The 21180-nt window shown below is 61.9% G+C and carries 18 protein-coding genes; 16 read left to right on the forward strand and 2 right to left on the reverse strand.

Annotated features, from left to right (window positions below; translation table 11 throughout):
• Window positions 1–130 precede the first annotated feature (130 nt).
• From GWC77_RS23040 to GWC77_RS23075, 8 genes are all read left to right on the forward strand, one after another.
• Complete coding sequence (locus GWC77_RS23040) at window positions 131–487, forward strand: hypothetical protein (protein WP_173260661.1); 357 nt, start codon at window positions 131–133, stop codon at window positions 485–487.
• A 107-nt stretch (window positions 488–594) separates the two neighbouring features.
• On the forward strand, window positions 595–1578 hold the full coding sequence (locus GWC77_RS23045) for a type IV secretion system protein (RefSeq protein WP_173260663.1): 984 nt from the start codon (window positions 595–597) through the stop codon (window positions 1576–1578).
• Window positions 1575–2411, forward strand: a complete 837-nt coding sequence (locus GWC77_RS23050) for a TrbG/VirB9 family P-type conjugative transfer protein (protein WP_173260665.1) — start codon at window positions 1575–1577, stop codon at window positions 2409–2411. The genes GWC77_RS23045 and GWC77_RS23050 overlap by 4 nt, the downstream gene beginning before the upstream one ends.
• Entirely contained in the window at window positions 2404–3621 is a 1218-nt protein-coding gene (virB10, locus tag GWC77_RS30335) for a type IV secretion system protein VirB10 (RefSeq protein ID WP_367949083.1), read from the forward strand. The genes GWC77_RS23050 and virB10 overlap by 8 nt, the downstream gene beginning before the upstream one ends.
• Before the next feature lie 43 nt (window positions 3622–3664).
• Complete coding sequence (locus GWC77_RS23060; protein ID WP_173260667.1) at window positions 3665–4783, forward strand: ATPase, T2SS/T4P/T4SS family; 1119 nt, start codon at window positions 3665–3667, stop codon at window positions 4781–4783.
• Window positions 4784–4803: 20 nt separating this feature from the next.
• On the forward strand, window positions 4804–5463 hold the full coding sequence (locus tag GWC77_RS23065; RefSeq protein WP_254367110.1) for a FadR/GntR family transcriptional regulator: 660 nt from the start codon (window positions 4804–4806) through the stop codon (window positions 5461–5463).
• A complete protein-coding gene (locus GWC77_RS23070) occupies window positions 5456–5983 on the forward strand; it encodes a hypothetical protein (protein WP_173260671.1) in 528 nt (175 codons plus the stop codon). Before GWC77_RS23065 ends, GWC77_RS23070 begins: the two co-directional genes overlap by 8 nt.
• Complete coding sequence (locus GWC77_RS23075) at window positions 5980–7221, forward strand: type IV secretory system conjugative DNA transfer family protein (protein WP_254367104.1); 1242 nt, start codon at window positions 5980–5982, stop codon at window positions 7219–7221. The genes GWC77_RS23070 and GWC77_RS23075 overlap by 4 nt, the downstream gene beginning before the upstream one ends.
• A 645-nt stretch (window positions 7222–7866) precedes the next feature.
• Here GWC77_RS23075 and GWC77_RS23080 read toward each other — a convergent pair.
• Both GWC77_RS23080 and GWC77_RS23085 read right to left on the reverse strand, forming a co-directional pair.
• Entirely contained in the window at window positions 7867–8379 is a 513-nt protein-coding gene (locus GWC77_RS23080) for a hypothetical protein (RefSeq protein WP_173260673.1), read from the reverse strand.
• A 1061-nt stretch (window positions 8380–9440) separates the two neighbouring features.
• Window positions 9441–12410, reverse strand: coding sequence for a Tn3 family transposase (locus GWC77_RS23085; RefSeq protein WP_173260693.1), 2970 nt, complete (start codon window positions 12408–12410; stop codon window positions 9441–9443).
• A 75-nt stretch (window positions 12411–12485) separates the two neighbouring features.
• On the opposite strand from GWC77_RS23085, the gene GWC77_RS23090 reads away from it, so the two are divergent.
• The 8 genes from GWC77_RS23090 (at window position 12486) to GWC77_RS23125 (ending at window position 21114) form a co-directional block, all read left to right on the forward strand.
• On the forward strand, window positions 12486–13124 hold the full coding sequence (locus tag GWC77_RS23090) for a recombinase family protein (protein ID WP_367949084.1): 639 nt from the start codon (window positions 12486–12488) through the stop codon (window positions 13122–13124).
• Window positions 13125–13187: 63 nt separating this feature from the next.
• Window positions 13188–13406, forward strand: coding sequence for a hypothetical protein (locus tag GWC77_RS23095; protein ID WP_173260675.1), 219 nt, complete (start codon window positions 13188–13190; stop codon window positions 13404–13406).
• Window positions 13407–13599: 193 nt separating this feature from the next.
• Window positions 13600–14769, forward strand: a complete 1170-nt coding sequence (locus GWC77_RS23100) for a type IV secretory system conjugative DNA transfer family protein (protein WP_254367105.1) — start codon at window positions 13600–13602, stop codon at window positions 14767–14769.
• 32 nt (window positions 14770–14801) lie between these two features.
• Window positions 14802–17579, forward strand: a complete 2778-nt coding sequence (locus GWC77_RS23105) for a DUF5710 domain-containing protein (RefSeq protein ID WP_173260677.1) — start codon at window positions 14802–14804, stop codon at window positions 17577–17579.
• 35 nt (window positions 17580–17614) lie between these two features.
• The gene (gene stbB, locus GWC77_RS23110; protein ID WP_254367106.1) at window positions 17615–18367 is read left to right on the forward strand and encodes a StbB family protein; all 753 of its coding nucleotides are present in this window, start codon (window positions 17615–17617) and stop codon (window positions 18365–18367) included.
• Window positions 18364–18870 carry a hypothetical protein gene (locus tag GWC77_RS23115; protein WP_173260679.1) on the forward strand — a complete coding sequence of 169 codons (507 nt, stop codon included), beginning with the start codon at window positions 18364–18366 and terminating at the stop codon, window positions 18868–18870. The genes stbB and GWC77_RS23115 overlap by 4 nt, the downstream gene beginning before the upstream one ends.
• A gap of 39 nt (window positions 18871–18909) precedes the next feature.
• Window positions 18910–19554: a hypothetical protein gene (locus GWC77_RS23120; protein WP_217283378.1), complete on the forward strand. Its 645-nt coding sequence runs from the start codon at window positions 18910–18912 to the stop codon at window positions 19552–19554.
• A 504-nt stretch (window positions 19555–20058) separates the two neighbouring features.
• A complete protein-coding gene (locus GWC77_RS23125; protein WP_173260701.1) occupies window positions 20059–21114 on the forward strand; it encodes a DUF5131 family protein in 1056 nt (351 codons plus the stop codon).
• The last annotated feature ends 66 nt before the right edge of the window (window positions 21115–21180 follow it).

A 21180-nucleotide genomic window follows, 5' to 3' on the forward strand; every position in this document is an offset into this window, starting at 1 on the left:
GCCGCATTCTGCCGCAACCAGCCATACCTCAGCTTGTCGATTCAGAGCGCCTCAAGGGTTCGCTGCGCCGGGCTTACGCCCGCCCTTGACCCGCTAACATCACCCACTCGGAATTCAAAAGAGGCAGTTAATGAGAGCAATTCGGTTCGTGATGTTGGTCTTGGCAGTCGCGGTTGCACTCACGCAATTTGGATGCGGAAGGAAGTCAGGAGAGGAGTTTGTCGGTAGCTGGAGAAAGCTGAGCGGCAACGGTTCGCCAGAAATGACGATCACCCGGAACGGAGACGGCGACGACTTCTATGTTGCAAGCAAGGTGCCGAATCTGAACGCTGAGAGCGAAAAGGATGTGTTGAAAACGGAGCGCGTATCCGGCACGTACGTCGACGGAAAGCTCGTGCTGATGGTCGGCGCGCCCTTCGCGCTCACCATCGATAAATCTTCCGGCCACCTTGTCATGGATGGTGCCGAGTACGCAAAAGGGAAGTAAGCGGGGTTCCGGTTCGCTCGCCGTCGGGAGCGAACCGGCTATCCAGGCGAATAGGAGATGGCAATGAAATTTCTGGTCGTGCTTTGCAGCGTTGCGCTGCTCGCAGCGTGCTCGTCGGCGCCAAAGGCGACACAGCCGAGCGGGCCATGGATGCCGGTCAACCATGGCGCGCCACAGGGGAGCACGCAATGAACTGGCTCAAGAAAAAATCCGCCGTCGCCCCAAGCGGGTCCGCCCCGGTTGTGGTGAGTGATGGCAATTTCGCGGCCGCGCTGCAACACATCGCAGGCAAACTTGCAGAGGCCGATCCGCGCGAAATGGCGCGCACGTATTTCAAGCAAGCGTTGGCGTTCGAAAAGTCCAAGCAGCAGCTTCAGGAAAGAACAACGAAGATTGCTTGGCGTGTCGCGGGTGGCGCCATGTTTGTCGCGCTCGTTTCAATTCTTGGTTCTGCGTGTTTAGTACAACTAAAGAAACCGCTTCCACCGGTGATTATCAAGGACAACACGGCAACCGGCGACGTGCAGGTAATCGATGTTGCGCACAGCGGGACCGTCACTTTCGGGGAACTCGAGGTTCGCAATGCGCTGCGCAATTACGTGAAGCTACGCGAGAGCTATGACTGGTACACGATCCAAGACGACTACGACACAGTGTCGTTGATGAATTCGCCTAGGGAGCAGACGCTTTACGCATCGCTTTACGATCGCAAGAATTCGCCGCAAAACGTGCTGACGGACAAGTTCCGCGTGGTGGTCAAGCCGGGCGCAATCAACTTCGTTGGTTCGACGGCGCAAGTGTTCTTCTCGAAGCAGATCATTTCGCTCGCGTCGCAGGGCAGATCGGCACAGGCGCCGCCTAAGGCCGAATATTGGATCGCCACGATCACCTACGAGATGGGCGATCTGCCAACCAAGAGCAATGAACAGGTGCTCAATCCAACGGGCTTTCGCGTCACCAGTTATTCGGTCGATCGCGACTGGACGCGCAGCGGCGTGACCGATGGTGTCACGCCCACGCCCTCGGCGGTGACTTCCCCCGAGTCGGCGCCGGCGCAAACGCCGGCGCGGGCGGGAGGGGCCAGCCGATGAACGGTCGATTCAGGAAGTTGCCCCCAGCCTCGTCGATCGCGGTCGCGCTGCTCGCGCTGGCATTGCCAGCTGCCGCGCAGGTTGTGCCGGGGCCATGCGGCACCGATCCGCATATCGCCTGCGCGGTGTACGACCAGACCGAGAGCTATCAAATCACGTACCGGCCGGGCGAGGCCACGGTCATCGCGTTCGAGAAAGGTGAAAAGCTCGACGGCACCGGCATGGGCGATGGCAAGGCGTGGACTGTGGGCCCGGCCGGAAACGGGTTTTTCTTCAAGCCCAAAGCGCCGAAGGCGTCCACCAATTTGATTTTGCTCACGAACAAGCGGCGCTACGTGCTCAAGTTGGTTCCGGTTGCCAAGCATGAACAGGCGATCTGGTCTCTGACGTTCGATTACCCCGACACGCGCGCAAAGGCCGATGCGGCAGTATCGGCGCGCTCGGCCGAAGCGCGGGCGCTGCTCGAGGGAACAGGCAACGCCGCGGAACCTCGGAATCACGACTACGACATGCACGGCGACACCTCTCTTGCGCCTACTTCGCTGTGGGACGACGGCCGGTTCACCTATTTCGAGTTCAACACCAGCCGGGACCTGCCGCAAATCTACCGAGTGCTGGATGACGGCACCGAAGCGCTGGTGAATCCCGATGACATGCGCGGTCCGGTGCTCGTTGTTCATGACACAGCCAGGCGCTTCAACCTGCGCGTAGGCGATGCGGTGCTCGGGATTCGCAACAACGCTTATCGACCCGACGGCCGGCTCAATCCGTCGGGCACGACGATTCCCGGCACGGCGCGGCTCGTGAAGCGCAAGGAGGACGGCGGTGAGTAACGACGTCAACGAGATTCAGGCGCAACCGACCCAGACGCCGGTGGAACCGGCAGGCATAGGCGAGCGTGGTGTGCCGGGCGTTGGGCGCTCCAAGCGCAAGAGCCCGTTTCGGATCCTGCCTATCGTGATCGCGATCGTGCTCGTGTTGCTGTTCGGCACCGTCGCGGTAGGCGTCGCGATTAAGCGTTGGACGGCTCAGCACCATGCCGAATCGGAAGCTGCGAGGGCGGAGGCAGCAAAGGACAAGCCGTCCGACGAGCGGCACGATTTCGCGCGAGATAAGGCCAAGATCGAAAAGCAGCAAGCCGAGGAGGCAGCCGCGGCGTCGGCCGCGTCTGCGGCTAACGCTGCTCTGGCAACACCGGCGCATGCGAATGCGGCAAGCGCGGCTCAGGCCACCGGGGCATCCGGGACTGGCGCGGCAGCCGGGGGCTCGGCCGTTTCCGTTCAGACGCCCGCACAGCGCAAGCTCGACGGCGATGTCGTGCTCAAGTTCGACGATCAGAAAGGCGCCGAAGGAGGAGGCACACCCGGCGCCCGCGTGCCGCGCACGGAGTTCGCCAAAGACGGATTGGATTCCAAGCTGCGGCCGTCGAAGCTCGAAGCGGTCAAGGCAGGTTTGATGCCGAACCGGGACTTCTTGCTCATTGCGGGCACCACGATTCCCTGCGTGCAGGGGGCCAAGATCGTGACCGACTACCCAGGGATGACGACCTGTCACGTGGCGAAGGATGTCTATTCAGTGGACGGCAAGGTCCTGCTGATCGAGCGCGGCTCGGAAGTGGTCGGCGAACAGCGCCAGGCCTTGATGCAGGGACAAGCGCGGATCTTCGTCATTTGGACGCGCCTTACGACGCCCGATGGCGTGGTCGTGCAGCTGGACTCGCCTGCGGCGGACGCCCTTGGGGGCAGCGGCCTTCCCGCTTACGTCGACACGCATTTCTGGACGCGCTTTGGCGGCGCCATCATGGTCAGCCTCATCAGTGACGCCGGCCAAGCCTTGTCGAGCATGGCCTCCAACTCGGGCGGCGGCAGCAATCAAATCCAGTTCAACAACACTTCGAGCGCCGGCGAACAGGTCGCCGCGGAGACGCTGCGCAACACGATCAACGTCCCGCCGACCGCCTACTCGAAGTACGGCTCGATGACGACGATCTTCGTTGCACGTGACATCGATTTCTCCGACGTGTACGAGCTGGCCAAGCCGTAACCACGCCCGAACTCATCGCCCACCATACCGGAAGAGAGTGTCCATGGATATGAGATACGACGACAGCGTGACGGTGCGAAGCCACCTGAACACGCTTGGCATTGGCGAGTGGCTTAATCGCCCAGGCGTTACCGAGTTCGCGATCAACCGTCCGTATGAAGGGTGGACGGAGACGCGCGAGGGCTGGCAAAGGCACGAATTGCCGAACGTGTCGCTCGAGGCGCTCAATCAGTTTGCGCCGGCGCTCGCGATCTACAACAAGGCGAAACCGCCCCTGTCGGCGGCCGAGCCGGAAAAGCCCGTGCGTCTTCCGGACGGGGAACGCGGTCAAATTGTGATCCCGCCCGCGTGCGAGCCGGGGACGGTGTCGCTGACCATCCGCGTGCCGAGCAGCAGCCGCTTCAAAGTGTCGGAGCTGGTCGCTGGGCACTTTCTGAGCGATTTCCGCGACGTGTCGGAGCGCGACGTCGATCTCGCGCGCGAGCGCTTCGAGCCGGAGGATGTCCATGTGTGCAGCGCGACACCGGTATTCAATCCGGCGCGAGCGCTTGCGGCGCCAGCGGCCGTCACATTGCGCTCGTTCGAGCTGGAGATGCTCGATGCGCTGGCGCAGCGCGACATCGAGCGCTTTCTGACGCTCGCGATCCTCAATCGCCTGAACATCGTGCTCGTCGGCGGAACTGGCTCTGGCAAGACCACACTCACGAAGGCGCTGGCTGACCTGATTCCGGTGCACACGCGCCTCGCGACGATCGAGGATACGCACGAGCTGCCACTGCCGTACCACCCGAACCACGTCCATCTGTTCTACAGCGAGTCGATCCCGGCACGGCGCATCGTAAAAGCGACGCTGCGGATGAAGTTCGACCGCGTATTGCTCGCTGAACTGCGCGGTGATGAGACATGGGACTACTTGACGCTGCTGAACACGGGGCATCAGGGTGGTATCACGACCGTTCACGCAAACGACGCGATCGCTTCGCTCGCGCGCATCGCCACGCTTGTGAAGCAAAGCCCGGTCGGACAAACGTTGACCTGGGACCACCTCATGCGTGAGGTGAAGACCACGATCGACGTCGTGCTGTACATGGAAAACAAGATGCTCAAGGAGATCTACTTCGATCCCGTGACGAAGTGGAAGCTGCTGCGGGGGCTGGCATGAGCGGCCGCCCATCGAACGCAATGGCGGACCGACTGGCTGAGCGGATCCCCGCATTATGCGACGCGAGCGGCGCGTTACCTCCCCAAGAGAGGCTGGCGCAGGAGTTAGGCGTTAGTCGCACGTTGCTGCGGGAAGCGGTGAGCCAGCTTGTTGCGCGCGGCGTGGTCGACGTGCGCACCAAAGTCGGCTCCCGCATCGTCGACGAACGAATGTGGCAACTCGTCGATCGTCACGTCGTTGGTTGGCGCCTGGCTCGAGCGACGGATCCAGCGTTCGCGGCGGACATCGCTCAGATTCGCCGGGTGCTCGAGCCGATCGCTGCCGCCGACGCAGCGCGACATGCGAGCCCGCAGCAACGCGCACGGATCACGATTGTGAGCGCAACGCGGCTCGCTGCGAGGACGCACGTCGAATACGCGAGCGCGCGGCGCGAGCTGCATGTCGCGCTGCTAGCCGCCAGCCCGAATCAGTTTCTTCAGCAGCTTACTTGCCTGGTGCCGCCGGTCGATCCCGACTTGGCTCCCAACGCTGTCGCTCCGGAAATCATGGAAGGCGAGCGCCGAGCCGTGGTGCTACTCGAAACAGCGATCCGCCATGCGGATGCAGGCGTGGCCCGCGAGGGCATCGAGCGACTGAACATCTTTGATTTGCCACGCGAAGGAGGGCGCTTCGATGCGTGATGCACAAAGTGGCACGGTAAGAGGCCGTGTCAGGGCACATGAAGAGGCCGCCCGGCTCGGCGCCGTCGACGCGCCGATTCGGAACCTAGTCAATGCGATGAATGTTCGTGGCGTCGTTCAAACGCGATCTAGCTGCGCCGGCCACCGGTGGCCGCTGCTTGCCGCGTTGCAGACGCCGTTCGTCATGTTCGAAGCGGACGGCCGCTACGCGCGGCGGCTCGCCGCGGCGGTTCACCGCGACTGGTGCGCCGCCAATCGATATCTGCACTACTACTGGGCCGTCACTGCGCAGTTCGACGATGCCGGCGAATTCGTGTTTTTGCTCGAGTGCCGCAGCCGCCGGTTCCGGCGTAGCCGGTTGGAGCGGGATTTCCAAACGCTGTGCTCGTGGGCGGAGGAGATTTTTCGGGCCGGGGAAGTTGGTCAGCGGTCGGGCTTCGATTTTTGCGCTTCGGAGTGGCACGACACGCTGGCCGCGGTTTTGGCGGCCAGCAAGGGCGTGCGGGGGGCGGCGCCATGAAAAAGCGTTTGCTCGTTGCGGGCTTGCTGAGCCTCCTATCAGGCCCGGCGGTGTACGGTGCTATGCGTCTTTTTCACCTGGACGCGATGACCGATCCGGCTGAGATCATCGCCGTAATTGGCTTGGTTGCCGTTTTATGTGCGCTGTGGGGCACGTGTGCGAGCGCCGTGCTGTTGAAAACGGCGTCGCTGCTGGATCGTGTCGTCGCGGCGACCCTGCTGGCGCTCGTTGTGCTGACGGCGCTGGCTGTGGCCGGTCAATTCGGCGGCGCGATGCTCTTTGCGAAGCTCGAGAAGCTGCCCGATTCTGCAATCGGCCTGTGGACGCTGCGTGACTATTGGCGCGCATTCGGCGACGTAAAGGGGGTCAAGCGTTCTTTGGAGATGGCCACGGCAGTGTCGGTGCTCGTCCCGCTTGTCCCGCTCGTCGCCGTCATCGCAGCGGTACTGGCCAAGCCTAAGCGGGATCTGCACGGCGATGCGCGCTTTGCCTACAGCTATGAGATCCGCAGCTACGGGCTACTCGACGAAGCGCAGGGTCGCACGCGCCGAAAGGATGACTACCGAGATCCCACAATCATCGTCGGCAAGTACAAGGGCAAGTACCTGACCTTCCGCGGAACGGAATTCGTGATGGTCGCCGCGGAGACCCGATCGTTCAAGGGCGTGGGGATCGTCATCCCGAATCTCCTCACGTTTTCCGATTCGGTGGTCGTGCTCGACGTCAAAGGCGAGAACTTCGACCTGACTTCTCGCTACCGCCAGTCGTGCGGCCAGAAGGTCTTTCGATGGGCACCGTTCGATCAGAAGGGGTTCACCCATCGCTGGAACCCGCTTTACAAGATCGCGAGAAGTCCGGCATTCGTCCGGGTGGGCCGCCTGCAAGCGATTGCGGCCCGGCTTTATCACACCACCGACAACCGAAACAAGTTCTTCTACGAACAGGCCAGCGACCTGTTCATGGGTCTCGCGTTGTACCTGATGGAAATGACCGGTGACTGCACCTTCGGCCAGGTGTTGCGGCTCGCTACGACGCCCGACAAGAAAGTGCGCGAGCACCTGACGGAATTGATGCAGCACGAGCCGCATCAGGGCGTGCCACTCTCGGGCGATTGCCTGGGCGCGCTCTCGCGCGTGCTGGCCTCGCCCGACGAGACGATGCTCAACATCGTTGCGACCTTCAATGCCGGGCTGCGCTTATTCGGTGCGTTTGACGAAAGGGGCGACAAAGTACGTTAGGGCGACGTAGAGCGACACGTCACCCCGAAGATCGTCTATCCATTTCTGGCGCTTGTCGGCGATGAATGCGGCACCGCCGTGCGTGCTGTAGATGTGCGCTGCACGTCGAGAGACGCGGCGGCTTGCTGAAAAGACTTGGTCGCTTGTTCGATTACTTGACTTCGGCTCTTCCGGGCCAGATAGATATTTCCGGCAATGCTCGCAAGAGCAGTGCCGACAGAACCGATGATTGCCCAACCTGCTGCGTGGATGCTCATGGTTTTTGAGTCCGGGCTTCATCGAGCACTGCGCTGGTCGTGCCGACCTGCCGGTAGACCCCTCGGGCGGCTCACGCCGTCACGCTCAGCACACGGATTGGTTTCAGTGATTGGGGTCATACATGTTGCTCGATAAAATGAGGCACCATAATCGCTTGGCGCCCCATGTCCCCTCCATGTGTAACGCAACTTTGGACCTCGCCATCGGCTGCGTCAGCGCTGCTTTAGCCGCGCGAGGCACTTCGCTTCACGGCGCAAGCGCGCCTGTTCGGGCGACACGTAGATCGATGTCGTGCCGAGCGACGCGTGACCAAGTGTTGAGGGAAGCCGTTAAACGGCTTGGGTAGCCGGCTATGTAATTCTTCGATTCGGACTGACCGCGCCGCGCTCAGTCTTCATCTTCCTCTTCATATAACCGTAGAACGTCGTCGTCTGGAAGATGATCAGAAGTTATATGCGTGACGAACTTTACTTGAACTTCGCCATCTCTTGCGCCCGGCACGATCACCGCGCCCAACGGCGTCTCCCTCGTGCGTCGATCACAGGCTTCGTCAAGCACGACGTTAACGCCTTGCCTGCGGAACGTCGAACGCAGGCGTTGAGCCAATTCGTTGCTGAGAATCGGCCCGGACTCGGAATCTGCATCGCTTCCACTCCACGACCCTCCGTGCAATGCTGCGGTTACACTCGTCAATCCTTGTGACCTTAATGCACCGAGATGGTCTTCCACTACGCGAGCGGACTCGTTTGCGTTACCGGCCATGAAATGAAATACCCTGATCTTCGCGTTTTTTCTATCTGGACTCATACCGCCAATGGCGGCAGCAATGCAAGATGACATGTCGTCGGTAAAGCAAAGTTTGTTTAATTCACTCGTGCCGGTCGAGGCGGGTGGAGACAACGAGTATCCGATCGAGTTGAATACATCCCCGACTTTCAAATTATGGGAGTGCGCGTCGGTGTGGCTATAATTATCACCCCCGCCCGGAAATGCGTCAAAGTAACCTGTCCTCGGGATAGCTCGAGGTACTTTTCCTTCGCTGCGCTTCTTTGACTCATATCGAGAGCGCCCGATTCGACTTAGCTTGTTCTCCCGAACCTTATAGGACGTAGCAAATCGTGGGCGCTCCCGTTCTTGCGCAGAAGCGAAAGCGCTTGTTTGCGGCAGCTGTGCGCTGTTCGCCATAAGGTGCATGGAAGGCCCCTCAAGCGAAGACGGCCCGGCCGCCATGGTCCGCGACGAATACATCATGGCTGAGTGCGCGGGCGGCAAGAATGGTGTCGGATAACGGCCCGGCCCTCCCACGTGCTCAGGCCCACGGCGCCAGTTCAACGAAGTGCCCCGGCCACCCGGACTGCCCCGGCCACCCGGACTTCGCGGCCCGTAGCCGTGTTGGGGTGATGTGGGGGGTGATGTGGGGCGAAGAGGCAGCGGCGGTGCGAGCGACGCGCCACCACGGTGCACTCGCGGCGGTGGCACCGACCTCGATTGGAATCGGTCGACTGGGTCGTTAGATAGGCCCCGCGGGGGCGGATAGCCAGAATAGCCTGTCGGCGGCAGCGGCAGTACCGGCTGGTGGTAAGGCCCGCCCAATGCGAGCCCATGCGTACCTTGCGGATGAAACGACCCTTGCGATGTAGAGTGCGGCGGGGCATCCCGTGGAGCCAGTGAGGGGTGATAAGGGAGCCCCCTTCCCCTCCCAGCGCCGGGGGGGGGGTATAAACGTGGCGTTGGGTGGCCTGCGTGCGGCCCCGAACGGGGGGGGCTCTGATCAGAGCGCCGTGATGAGCTGTATGGATTATTTCCGATGGGTTGCATGAGTCTCGATCACAAAGAAGGTGTTACTGCCTCCAGTGTCAGCTTCCCGCAGGCGCACTTCTTCCCCCCCGCGCAAAACGTCTGCGGTACGCGAAGCCGCCCCGCTTGGGGGCGTTTGACGAAAGGGACGACAACAAAGTACGTTAGGGCAATGACGGAGCCCTAAATGGCCTGAAGCCGCCTTTCTCGACGCGGCGGTTCTGCCTCCAGTTGTAGTCGCCGGTCAGGATGACGTGATTCCAGTGAACCGGCGCAACATGCTTGAGCAGCGCCTCGTCGACCTGATATCCCTGTGCACGACGGGCCGTGACGGCACGCTCGAGATAGACGGTATTCCACAACATGATCGCGGCGACAACGAGATTCAGGCCGCTCGCGCGATGACGTTGCAGTTCGAAAGTGCGATCGCGGATCTGGCCGAGCCGATTGAAACAGACCGCACGCGCCAGGCTATTTCGAGCCTCGCCCTTGTTTAGTCCGGCGGTAACGCGCTGGCGAAGTTCCGGATCGAGCAGCCAGTCGATCAGGAACAGCGTCCGCTCGATGCGGCCGATTTCACGCATCGCAAGTGCAAGGCCGTTTTGCCGTGGGTAGCTCGCCAGCTTGCGGAGCATCAGCGAGGCAGTTACGGTGCCCTGCTTGATCGAGGTTGCCAGCCGCAGCCACTCGGACCACTGAGGCTGGATGATCTTTGTGTTGATGGGTTTGTCGCCAAGGAAATTTTTCAGCGCCGGATAAAGCTTCGGATCGTCCGGCACATAAAGCTTCTTTTCCTTAAGGTCGCGAATGCGCGGCGCAAAACGGTAGCCCACTGCGGGACACAGCGCGAAGACATGATCGGTGAATCCGTTGGTGTCGGTATAGTGTTCCTCGATGCGTAGCTCCGACTCGTGATACAGCAAGCCGTCGAGCACATGCGTCGAGTCCCGGATGGTCGTTGTGATTGGCTTGGCATGAAACGGCGCGTACCTGTCGGAGATGTGGGTGTAGAGCGTGATACCGGGTTGCGAGCCGTACCGCATATTGACCTGGCCGGTGTGTTCGCCGAGGCCACCGACCGGGTAGTACTGACCGTCCGACGACGAGGTTGTACCGGCCCCCCAGTGCTGGGCGAACGGCAGTCGATGCTGATAGTTCACCAGTTCGGCAAGCCCTTTGGAATACGTTTCATCGCGCACGTGCCATGCACGCATGGTGTCGAGCTTGCTGAAGGTCGATCCAGGACAGGCCACGGCCATTTTCGTCAACCCGAGATTGATCGCATCGGAGAGAATGACCGTCATCAGCATCGCGCGGTCTTTCGAGGCCGCGCCAGTTCGCAGGTGCGTGAAGTGCTGCGTGAAGTTCGTCCACTGGTCGACTTCCATCAGCAGTTCCGTGACCTTGACAGGCGCAATGAGGCCGAACAGATCTTCTTCAAGCGACTCGGCTTCCTCGGGGACGCTTTTGGCAAGCGGCTTGATCTTTAACAATTCATCAGCGATTTCAGCATCCGGCAGCTCGCCGGCGGCCGCGCGCCGGTTGAGCTCGGCCAGCTTCTCCTTGAGCAGCCCCAGACGCTCGCGCAAGTAGCGTTCGCCGTCCGTATCGATGGACAGGGGCAGGGCTCCGGTATCGCGCAACTCCGCGAAGCGTGCGGGTGGCAGCAGATATTCCTCGAAGTCCTTGAACTGCCTCGAACCGGGAACCCACACGTCCCCCGAGCGAAGCGCATTTTTCAGCTCGGACATCGCACACAGTTCGTAAAAGCGGCGATCGACACCCTCGTCGGTCAGAACATGCTGTTCCCATCGAGGCTTGATGAAGCCGGTCGGTGCATCTTTCGGCACCGGCCGCGCGTTATGCTGGTTCATCGCCTTGAGCGTGTCGATCGCGTCGAGCACCGGCTGCGCCACCGGAGCAGCCCCGAAAGCGAAAGCGTCCAGCAAGCGGGGCGCATAGCGCCTGAGCTGATTGTGGCCGGATGCGATCAGATGCAGATGATCGAATGACTCGGGCTGAATCAACTGATCCGCTTCCACAACACTTTGCGTGAAAGTTTCCCACGGCACGACGGCCTCAATTGCCTTGAACGGATCGGCCCCGGTCTTTCGGGCATCAATCAGTGCGCGCCCTACCCGCGAATACAAGCGGACTTTCTGGTTGACCGCCTTGCCCTGGTTGTGGAAAGTCTCGGCGTGCTTGCGTTTCGCGTCACTGAAGAGCTTACCAATAAACCGATCGTTCATATCCAGAGTCTGGTCGATCACCGTGGCCTGCGTGTCAAGCAGCAAGGCGACCAGCGTGGCGTAACGACGTGTTTGCTCCAGATCGCGAAGGTGCTGGATGCTCATCTGCGCGCCTTCACGTGCCAGTTGGCTGAGTCGGTTCTGATGGGCCGTGCGGCCCAGCTCCGGTGGCAGGCCGATCTCGCGAATGAGATCGAGGCGGTCGAGGTGCTGAATGATCTTCGCCGCCTTTGCTTCGCCCGATGGCTGGCGCAGCCAGGTCAGCACGATGGTGCGTGTTTCAGCCCGTGGCGTCAACACACGGTCCAGCCGCTCACGATGACCATCGTCCAGTCCGTTCGTCAGGCGCTGGTAGAACAGACGCGTACCGCGTGCGAGCGCTTCGACGCATAACCGGTCAATCATGCGCGAGGTCGGCAACAGAATCCGCTGCCGGCGCAGTTCGTCGACGAGCTGTTGCGACAGCATGACTGCGCTGTTCGTCTGCAGCGCAAGTTCGGTCAACCACGCGCGCACATGCCGATAGTCGGCAACGGTGAAGGATCGGTAGCCGAAAGCCTGCTGCAGTTCGAGCGCGTGCTCACGGCGTGTCTCGTCGCGCTTGGCGTACTCGCTCCAGACCGAAGGCTTGACGCGCAACTGCTGGCCAATATATTCCAGAAGCACCGTCGGCGGCTCCGCGTCGGGCGTCAGCTGGATGCCCGGGTAGCGCAGATAGCAAAGCTGTATCGCAAAGCCGAGCCGGTTGTGTGCGCCGCGACGCTGCCGGATGAGCGCGAGGTCGCTTTCGTCGAGCCTGTAGTGAAGGGCGATTTCCTCAGGTCCGGTCGCGAGCGCGACCAGCGCCTCGCGCTGCACAGCAGAAAGTGATTCACGTCGGGGCATGACTGTCCCTGTTGAAGTACACTTTAAATGGACCAACATTGTGCCACGGTACCATGCGGCTTTGCGGGGTGTTTCGTGAAGAAGCTTCAATTGGGACAGAAGGCGGCGCTGTATTGCCGGGTGTCGACAGCCGATCAGAGCTGCGCACGGCAGGAAGCCGATCTGCGGGCGTTCGCGAAACGCCGCAGGTATATCATCGCCGGCGTATGGAAAGAAACCGCTTCCGGTACGAAGGACGATCGCGCCCATCGCAAGGCTGTACTGGCTCTGGCCCAGTCGGGTGAAATCGACGTGATCCTCGTGACCGAACTGACGCGCTGGGGCCGCTCGACGCTCGATCTGTTCCACACGTTGAATGACCTGCAATCGTGGGGCGTGTCGCTCATCGCCCAGACCGGACTGCAGTTCGATCTCGGTACGCCGCAAGGCAAACTGATCGCCACAATGATGGCTGCACTGGCTGAGTTCGAGCGGGACCTGCTGCGTGAGCGCGTGCGTTCCGGGATTGCAGCAGCCCGCGCGCGTGGGATGGTATTTGGCCGGCAGTCCGGACAGCGTGTCAAGGCCGACAGGCTCGCGCCGAAAGTTCTCGCGCTCGTTGCCGCAGGTCACTCCTATCGTGAGATCGGGCGGCAACTCGCCATCAGCAAGAATACGGTGCTCGAGATTGTCAAACGCGCTCGTATCAATGAGAACAAGCAGGGAAACAGATAAAAAACAAGGCGTTCTTAAATCAACCCCTGAACTGAAGCGGAAATCGGACTGATCGAGGACTGCATGATCAGCGATGCCGCTCTGGACGACGGGATTGACCTCTATATCCATCGCACGAACACAGAAATGACGGACAAGATCAGTCTAAAAAAATACGTGACTTGTCCGCCGACCATTCGGACGGCAAAGCTGCGTCATCCAATGTCGCCATTATCGGTCCGACAAAAAGCCCCGTACAAGGCGTGCTTTCAGGTCTCCGTCAACGTACATCCAACCTCATGAGGTCAGGTGCCGCACCGGATACCTCCACAAATCCTGGACAACAGGTGCCCGCACCAACCGTTATTTCGACCCGGTGTTCGGCCGGTGCGTCGACGTCGGTAAATACGGCACAGACCTCAATCAGTATCTAAACGTACAACCTAAATCTAACCCGCTCCAATCGCAGGCCTGACAGAACCAGCGACAACTGGAAATGGAACAGCGCAATGAAATAGTTGGCTTCAGGCCATATCGACAACGGTCATTGTCTTGGCGTACTTTGTCGCCCCTTTCGTCAAATGACCCCTTATTCAGCAATCCGATCGTCGATCAGGCGACGAGCGCGTGTGACTTCGAGCTCGACCGGGTGCGTCGCGACTTGATGTCGATTTACGTGGTGATGCCGGTACGCGAACTCGCGGTCGCCAGCCTACTCGCCAACTTGTTTTTCACGCAATGGATCGAGGACAACCTCGATGCGCTGCCGGGCGAGGATGCCACGATTCGATATCAGTGCCTCGGCGTGCTCGACGAGTTCGTGGCGGTCGGCCGACTTGAGGTATTGGATAAGGGCAACGCCTTCATTGCGGGGTTCTGGCTGCGCCTGCTGACGATTTTGCAATCGAAGGCGCAGATGGAGCCGAACGAGCTTTACGGTCCGGCCGGAGCGCGAACGCTGGTCACCAACCATGCGGTGCTCGTCGCCTATCCGCCCCGCAATCAGCAAGACGCCAAGGAGCTGTCCGAGACGCTGGGCACCTTCACAGAAAAGGCAACCTCGCGCAGCCGGAACCATGGCCGCAATACGTCGACCGGCACGAGCACGTCGGATCAGGGACGTGCGCTGATGTTTGACCAGGAACTGAAGCGCATGGACCGTCGCCAGGAGATCGTCTTGGGCTTTAAGCGCCCAATCCTGTGCGACAAGGCGATCTACTTCGAGGACGACCTCTTCATCGACCGGATGCGCTCGGTCAGTCCCATCCTGGCCGCGGTCGACAAGCGCTTGCCGACGGAAGACGAAATCAAGGCCGCCTGGCGGGCCGGCGAGCTGCGGGCGACGGGCATTCCCACGCACAACCCCGAGGCGTATCACGCGGTGCTCTCCGCAAAAGCCGCCGGCGAGATTCGGCTGGCACGGCAGGCGGGTGCAAAGCGCCTGACCGCGGCCGAACTGCTCTCGCTCGATGCGCGCACACCCGGGCCGCTGGCGACCGACATGGCGCTCTCAGGGCTGGAAGCCGACCTCGCGGAATTGGGTATGGCGATGCGCGAGGACGTGCGCGAAATGCTTGCCGGCATTCGACTCGATTTCAACTCGGTAGGGGCGCAAGCCGTTGCCGATTCCCAGATCGACCCGGCCGAGGCGTCGGCGACGATCTGATTGATAGACCAAGGGACTAATGGAGGAATTGCATGGCTGACGAAAGCAAGCCCAATCGCAAGCGGACTTACCTGGACGTACCCTTCAAGGAAAAAGATGCCGCACATGAGGCCGGTGCGAAGTTCGATCGTCGCTCGAAGAGGTGGTACGTCCCCGGTGGCGCTGACCTCTCCCCGTTCGCACGGTGGATGCCGAAGCAAGATCCGCAAGCTCGACAGCCGACAGTAGCGGCCGCGAGTCGAGGTCAAACTTCACGTGTCGCCGAGCCGCGGACGCTGCTCGGAAGTGAGGCTGATTACGAGCGTGAGGCCGTGCGTATTAGCAGCTTGACGGGTCAATCGCTCGACAAGGCGCGAGAGTCTGTGCGCGACACAGTGCGTTCTGTCGAAGAGAACGCGGCATTGGCGGCCAGGGACCGCTTCCTAAAAGAGGGGCGTGCGTTCGACGCGATCGACGGCATCCGTGAGGCGGTTGCGCAAGCGCGGCACCAGTTCTTCGCGCAGCGGCAACACCTATACGCGCCGAGCACGCCCGGTGACGACGTGCAGCAGGCTCCGGCCAAGGACGCGCAAGACAATATCGACGATGCGGCGCTTGGCCGCCGATATCGCGAAACGATCCAATCGATTGCGACGAGTTCGACACTGCGTGGCGAAGAAGTGAACCGCACGCTTGTGCTTGACCAGCGACTGGAGACGATCCACCGAGAGGCATGGCGAAAGTCAGGCGACCCGGCCGACGGCGATCGCGCGATCGGCGAACAGATTCGCACGCGCACGGGGTTTGCGGCCGAGCAACTGCCGCTGCTGGCCGCCGAGGCCCTGAACAAGCTGCGCGAGGAGCAGCTGGAGCCGACGCAGGTGGGCGAGCGCCTGCCTGAGGCCGATCCGGGAAATCCGGCACCGTTGGACGATGCGCAATTCGATCCGCAGTCGAGCGATCCGGCGTCGATCGCGCCGCCGCTTCACCATCGCCACGTCGATCCTGATCCCGAGGCTGGCGCCGTGACGTTCGCGGACGTCGCCGATGCGCTCGACGCCGAAGAGGCGAAGCGGGCGGCACCGAAGCAAGAAGATGTCGACGGAGGCAATACGCTTTCGGCCGACCTCCCGTCGATGGAGCCTGCGCAACCACAGGCCAAGACGGACGACGACGAACCGGCCATCCAGGCTGACGCCGAGGTGACGTTTGCCGACGTCGGCGAGGCACCGGTCATCGACGATGCGATGCGTAGCCGCGGACTGACCGAGGACGCTGCGTCCGGCGTCACCCGCAACGTCGATGAGTCGACCGTGAAAACTGGCGCAGCCAACGAACGGGTCGCCGAGCCTGGGCGGGCGGCCAATGATCCGAGTGACACGCCCTTGCTCGATGGCTCGTCCGGCTCGTCCGTGCGCTACAGCGACGCGCCGGCGCAAAACGAAGCGGATGCCAAGCATGCGGCCAACGAGCAGACTCGCGGACGGCCCGACCCGGTGTCCGAAGAGGATTTGAAGCGCCTAAGCAAGGTGCGGGAAAACGAGCGCAAAGCGGCCGAAGCGCTCCTGCGCGAGCAGGGCAAGCCCGCCGATGAGAAGAAGCGGGAAACAGGTGACGCGGGAGATACGACAGATGCTGGCGAGAACCAGATCGGTGTCGATCCCGCATCGCGTAAGCCGATCGTGAAAAAGGACGGCTACGAGGTGCCCGCGCAAGTCGCCTCGCGCTACATGGTCAAGGAAGGGCGGTTCTGGAAGCTCGACGGCAAGGAAGCCAAGCCCGACGCGACGCCGACGATGCGACCGCACTTCGAGGACGTCGGGGCGCGTCTGAAAACCCAGCAAAACGATCGCTCCACGATCGCAGACATGCTGGCGATCGCCGAGGCGAAGAACTGGGATGCCATCGTTGTGCGCGGCGACGAGACGTTCCGGCGCAATGCGTGGATTGAGGCGTCGCTTAGCGGAGTCGACATGAGCCGCTTCAAGGGCTTCAAACCGAAGGAGAGCGACGAGGCGCTGCTTGAGATGGCCAAGCGAGAGCGCGCGGCGCTGACGATCAAGGCGGGCAAATCGCCCGAGCCGTCGGACGATCAAAAACCCGATGAAAAGCTCGATTCGACGACCGATCCAAAGTCCGCCAAGCCGCAAACGGACGGGGCGAAACCCGCCAAGCCCGAGGAGTCCGAGGCTTTGTCGGGCGTGCTGCTCGAGCACGGAAGCGCACGGTATCTGCACAAGTCCGACGCTTCGCGTTCGTATTTCGTGCGGTACCGAAACGAGGCAGGCGATGAGCAGACGGTCTGGGGTGTCGATCTGAGGCGGGCAATCGCCGAATCTGGCGCGAAGGCCGGCGACACGATTTCGCTCAAAAACCTCGGCGAGAGGCCCGTCACGGTTGACGAGCCAGTACGCAACGCCAACGGCAGGGTGATTGGTACGCAGTCGAAGGAGACGCTGCGCAACACCTGGGAAGTCAAGCGGGGCGCATCAGCGCAGCCAGAACCCGTCGCGGCCAAGCCCGAGCGAGGCGGGTTGACCGTCGAGCAGATGCGCGAGCAGCTTACCAAAGCGATCGAAAAGGTGCCCGCGCGCATGCGCACCGAATTGCTCAACCGGTTCGACGCGCGGATCCAGGCGGGCACGGAGATCGAAGCGCGCATCTCTCGGGGCGAGATAAGCCGCGACGCAGGCGCGGCCGAGATCGATAAGCGTGCCGCCGAACTGCACGCCGCGTGGACCGCCCCGAAGGCCGCGCCCAAGGCGAGTCCCGCCAATGTCCCTCAAGCCGAGCAACAGCAGGCGCGCGGTCCGATGCCGAACATGATGTAAGCGGCACCTTTTCTACTTACGCAAGGAAAGATGAAATGAGCACTGCCAGCGAATTGAGCATTGCCATCGCGAACTGCTCCGGCAACGTCGGCAAGACCACCGCGACGCGCGAGTTGCTTGCGCCGCGGCTTGCGCATATGTCGGTGCGCCAAATCGAGTCGATCAATACCGACGACTCGGCCGGCCCCAAGGTCGAAGTGATGATCGCCGCGCGCTTTGACGAACTCCATGCGGAGCTGATGCGCGGGCGCAGCCTGTTAGTCGATATCGGCGCATCGAACGTCGAGGAATATTTGAATCGGCTCGATTTGTCCGAGGGCTCGCACGAGGATTACGCGTGCTTCGTCGTACCGGTCGAGCCGGAGAGCAAGCAGATGAAGGACACGATCAAGACGATCAACATGTTGGCCGATCTGGGCGTCGAGCCCGAGCGTATCCGCGTCTTGCTCAACAAGGTCGAGCTCGTGAAAAGCGAGGCGCGCGAAGTGACGTTGCGCCGCCAATTCGGGCAGCTGTTCGATCTGCATGAGCGCAAGGGCACCTTCATGTTGAACGAGGGCGCGCTGGTGCCGAAAAACGACGCATTCGCGCTCGCGGCAGCGGCCGGCCGCACGATTCACGACATCGCGAACGACGGGATCGACTACAAGGCGCAGCTGGCGGCCGCGACGAGCGAATCGGAGAAGGATCGGCTTGTGAGGCTGGTTGGACTTAAGCGCAAGGCGCTGTCGATCGAGCCGGTGCTCGATCAGGCGTTCAACGCGCTCATGGCTGGGGTTTGCGCATGAGCGAGGTGGTGCCCCAACCGGATCGCGCTGGCAAGGCCTCGGAGCGCCTTGCCCAAGTGCTCGCCTCGATGCCGGCGTCGAACGAGTTGGCCGTGCTTGCCGAGATCCTGATCGAGCAGATGAAGGTGGTGGATGCGCAGCACCACGTGGTCATGCTGATGGAGTCCACCGACCAGAGGCTCACGGCCACGGTGCAAGCGCTGCGAGAAGAAAACGCCCGGCTCACCAAGCTCGTGGCACAGGCACGACAGGCCTTTGTCGGCGAGGTGGCCGCCAAGGCCGCCGACCAGGCGCGCCGAGGCGCGGCCGCGCAGGTGGCCGAGGAGCTGGCGCGCTTGCGGCTCGCCGTGGAGTCCGGTGATCGCGCGATCGCCCCACGCTCGCCCGTTGCCGCGGCGCGCTCGGCGCTCGGCTCGCTCGCCGCACAGGCGGTCATCGCGTTTTGCGCCGGCGCGGCATTCATTTGGATGGTCGGCCACCTCTCGCACGCGCTCGGGATCTAACGACAAATACGCCATTTTTGTTTGAAGGAGCAAACAACTATGAACGATATGCGATTCGCTGCACTGATGCTTGTCCTGGTCGTTGCCGCAATGGCGAATGTTCTTTGGAAGCACTTGCGCTCGCCGCGAACGAGCCCCAAGAGCGCCGAGCCGAAGGTAACGGCCGCAACCACCTGGCGAGTTCATCTAAACGGTATCGCCGTCGCGACGATCCGCGAGCAGGCCGTTGCGGATATCGAACGACGCCTGAATCGCCAATGGTGGCTCGGAATGCGAACGGCGATTAGCGAGTTCGGCACCTTCGTCAGACTGGTGGCCATCAGCATGGCAGCGGGGCTCGCGATCGAATTGGTGCTGATCGTGCTGGCCGTCCAGGGCGACCCGCTCGGCTCCGGCCATACGCTGCACGCCGTGTTTTGCGCATCCGAAGCCACGCTACAGAGCGGCTGGCGCCTGTTTTGGCAGTTTGGCGCGCTGTTCGCGCTCACGTACTTCGTCGTCGCGCTCGGGACAGGGATGCGCCGGCGCGCCCGCGACTTCGTTGTCGAAGCGTGGTGCGAACACGTTCGGCGAGCCGCGCAGGTCGCTGCCGACGGCAATGTGTCGCTCCTGCTGACGCAAGAGGACGTCCAGCTCTGGCGCAGGCCACATCAAATCGCGGTTAGCCGTGTGCGGTCGCACTAACGTCACGTAGCGCGCTGAGGACCCTACAGATGACTTATCCCCAAACCAGTTCTTGCGAACGGCATCAAGCCGAACCGCCGTGCCCCGTGGTCGTCTGCGACGCGGGCCGGTGGCTGCGTCGCATGCGGCTGCCGGCCGACGCGCTGACGGACCTGCTGCGGATGCCCGTCGGGGACGAAATGGCGCTATTCGAGTTTGATGGACCGCCTTTGGGCCACGACAGCGGCGCCGGGGTCGCTCGCGCCCGCATCGAGCGGCGCCACGACGGTGTGTGGCGATTCGACGCGCTCTGGACTTTGGGTATTGGCAATGCGCGTCGCCGCGGATCGATTTATGCCGTCGGCGAATTTTCGATCCACAGTCCTTCGAAGCTCTCTTGGGATGCGCGCCATGGGCGGGCGATGCGGCGATTGCTGCGAATCGTTCGCCTTAGTCCTTGGGCTACCAGGATGGCGGTCGCAATGGGCAATCATTCCTCGAACAACCGGTAAGTGGACGATTCTCATGAGCGAAAACAGTCGAATTGAATGGACGGACCATACATTTAACCCCTGGATCGGCTGCACGCGCGTTTCCCCGGGCTGCGATCATTGCTACGCGGCCGTGAGTACGCCGGCACGGGCGATGAAAGTCGCGTGGGGTGCGAGCAAAGCGCGGCATCGGACCGCGCCGAGCACATGGAAGGACCCGATCAAATGGAATGATCGGCACGATGCGTTTTTCGCGGTCCACGGCCGGCGCCAGCGCGTGTTCTGCGCGTCACTCGCTGACGTTTTCGATAACGCGGTCGATCCCGCATGGCGCGCTGAATTGTTCGACCTGATCGCCAAGACACCCAAGCTCGATTGGCTGGTCCTGACTAAGCGCATCGGCAATGTGTTGCCCATGATTAAGGAAGCGGCCGAGCGCCGGCCAGAGCTGGAGCGCCTACATGAGCGGAAGCTGCCCGCCAACGTTTGGCTCGGCGCCACGATAGTCAACCAGGCCGAGGCCGAGCGCGACATCCCGAAATTGCTCGAGACGCCGGCGCGCGTGAAGTTTCTCAGCATGGAGCCGTTGCTCGGCGCCGTCGATATCAGTGACTGGTTGGTGCCCGGCGCCTTCCATTGCGCCACAGGTTTTAGGCAAGGTGCCGGGATGGAGCGGGGCTACTGCGGAACATGCGCGGGCCATGCCGAGGATCCAATCCACGACCCCGACCGCCACGACTTCATCGACTGGGTCATCGCAGGGGGCGAAAGCGGGCCCAGGGCGCGGCCAACGCATCCCGACTGGATCCGTTCGTTGCGCGATCAGTGTGCGGCCGCGCGTACGCCATTCTTGTTCAAGCAATGGGGTGAGTGGCGTCCCCTGCCAGATTCGTCGCATGAACAGCGCGATGGCGCTCGCGCGGGCGGCTGGATTTCGATATCAGGTGCCTTCCACGACGGCGACGACGAGCACCGAGTTACGCAAGACGCACGAAACGTCACTCGGCTCGGAAAGAAGCGAGCAGGCCGTGTGCTGGACGGAGTCGAGCACGACGCTTTTCCGCTGCCAGTTTGGGGCGTGCATGGCTAGAACGAAAGTATCAGCGGACCAACAGCTTTCCAAGCGCGTTGGGTTTCGGCTAAGTGAAGCGGAATA

This window comes from Paraburkholderia sp. NMBU_R16, from assembly GCF_013282575.1.
Classification (GTDB): domain Bacteria; phylum Pseudomonadota; class Gammaproteobacteria; order Burkholderiales; family Burkholderiaceae; genus Trinickia.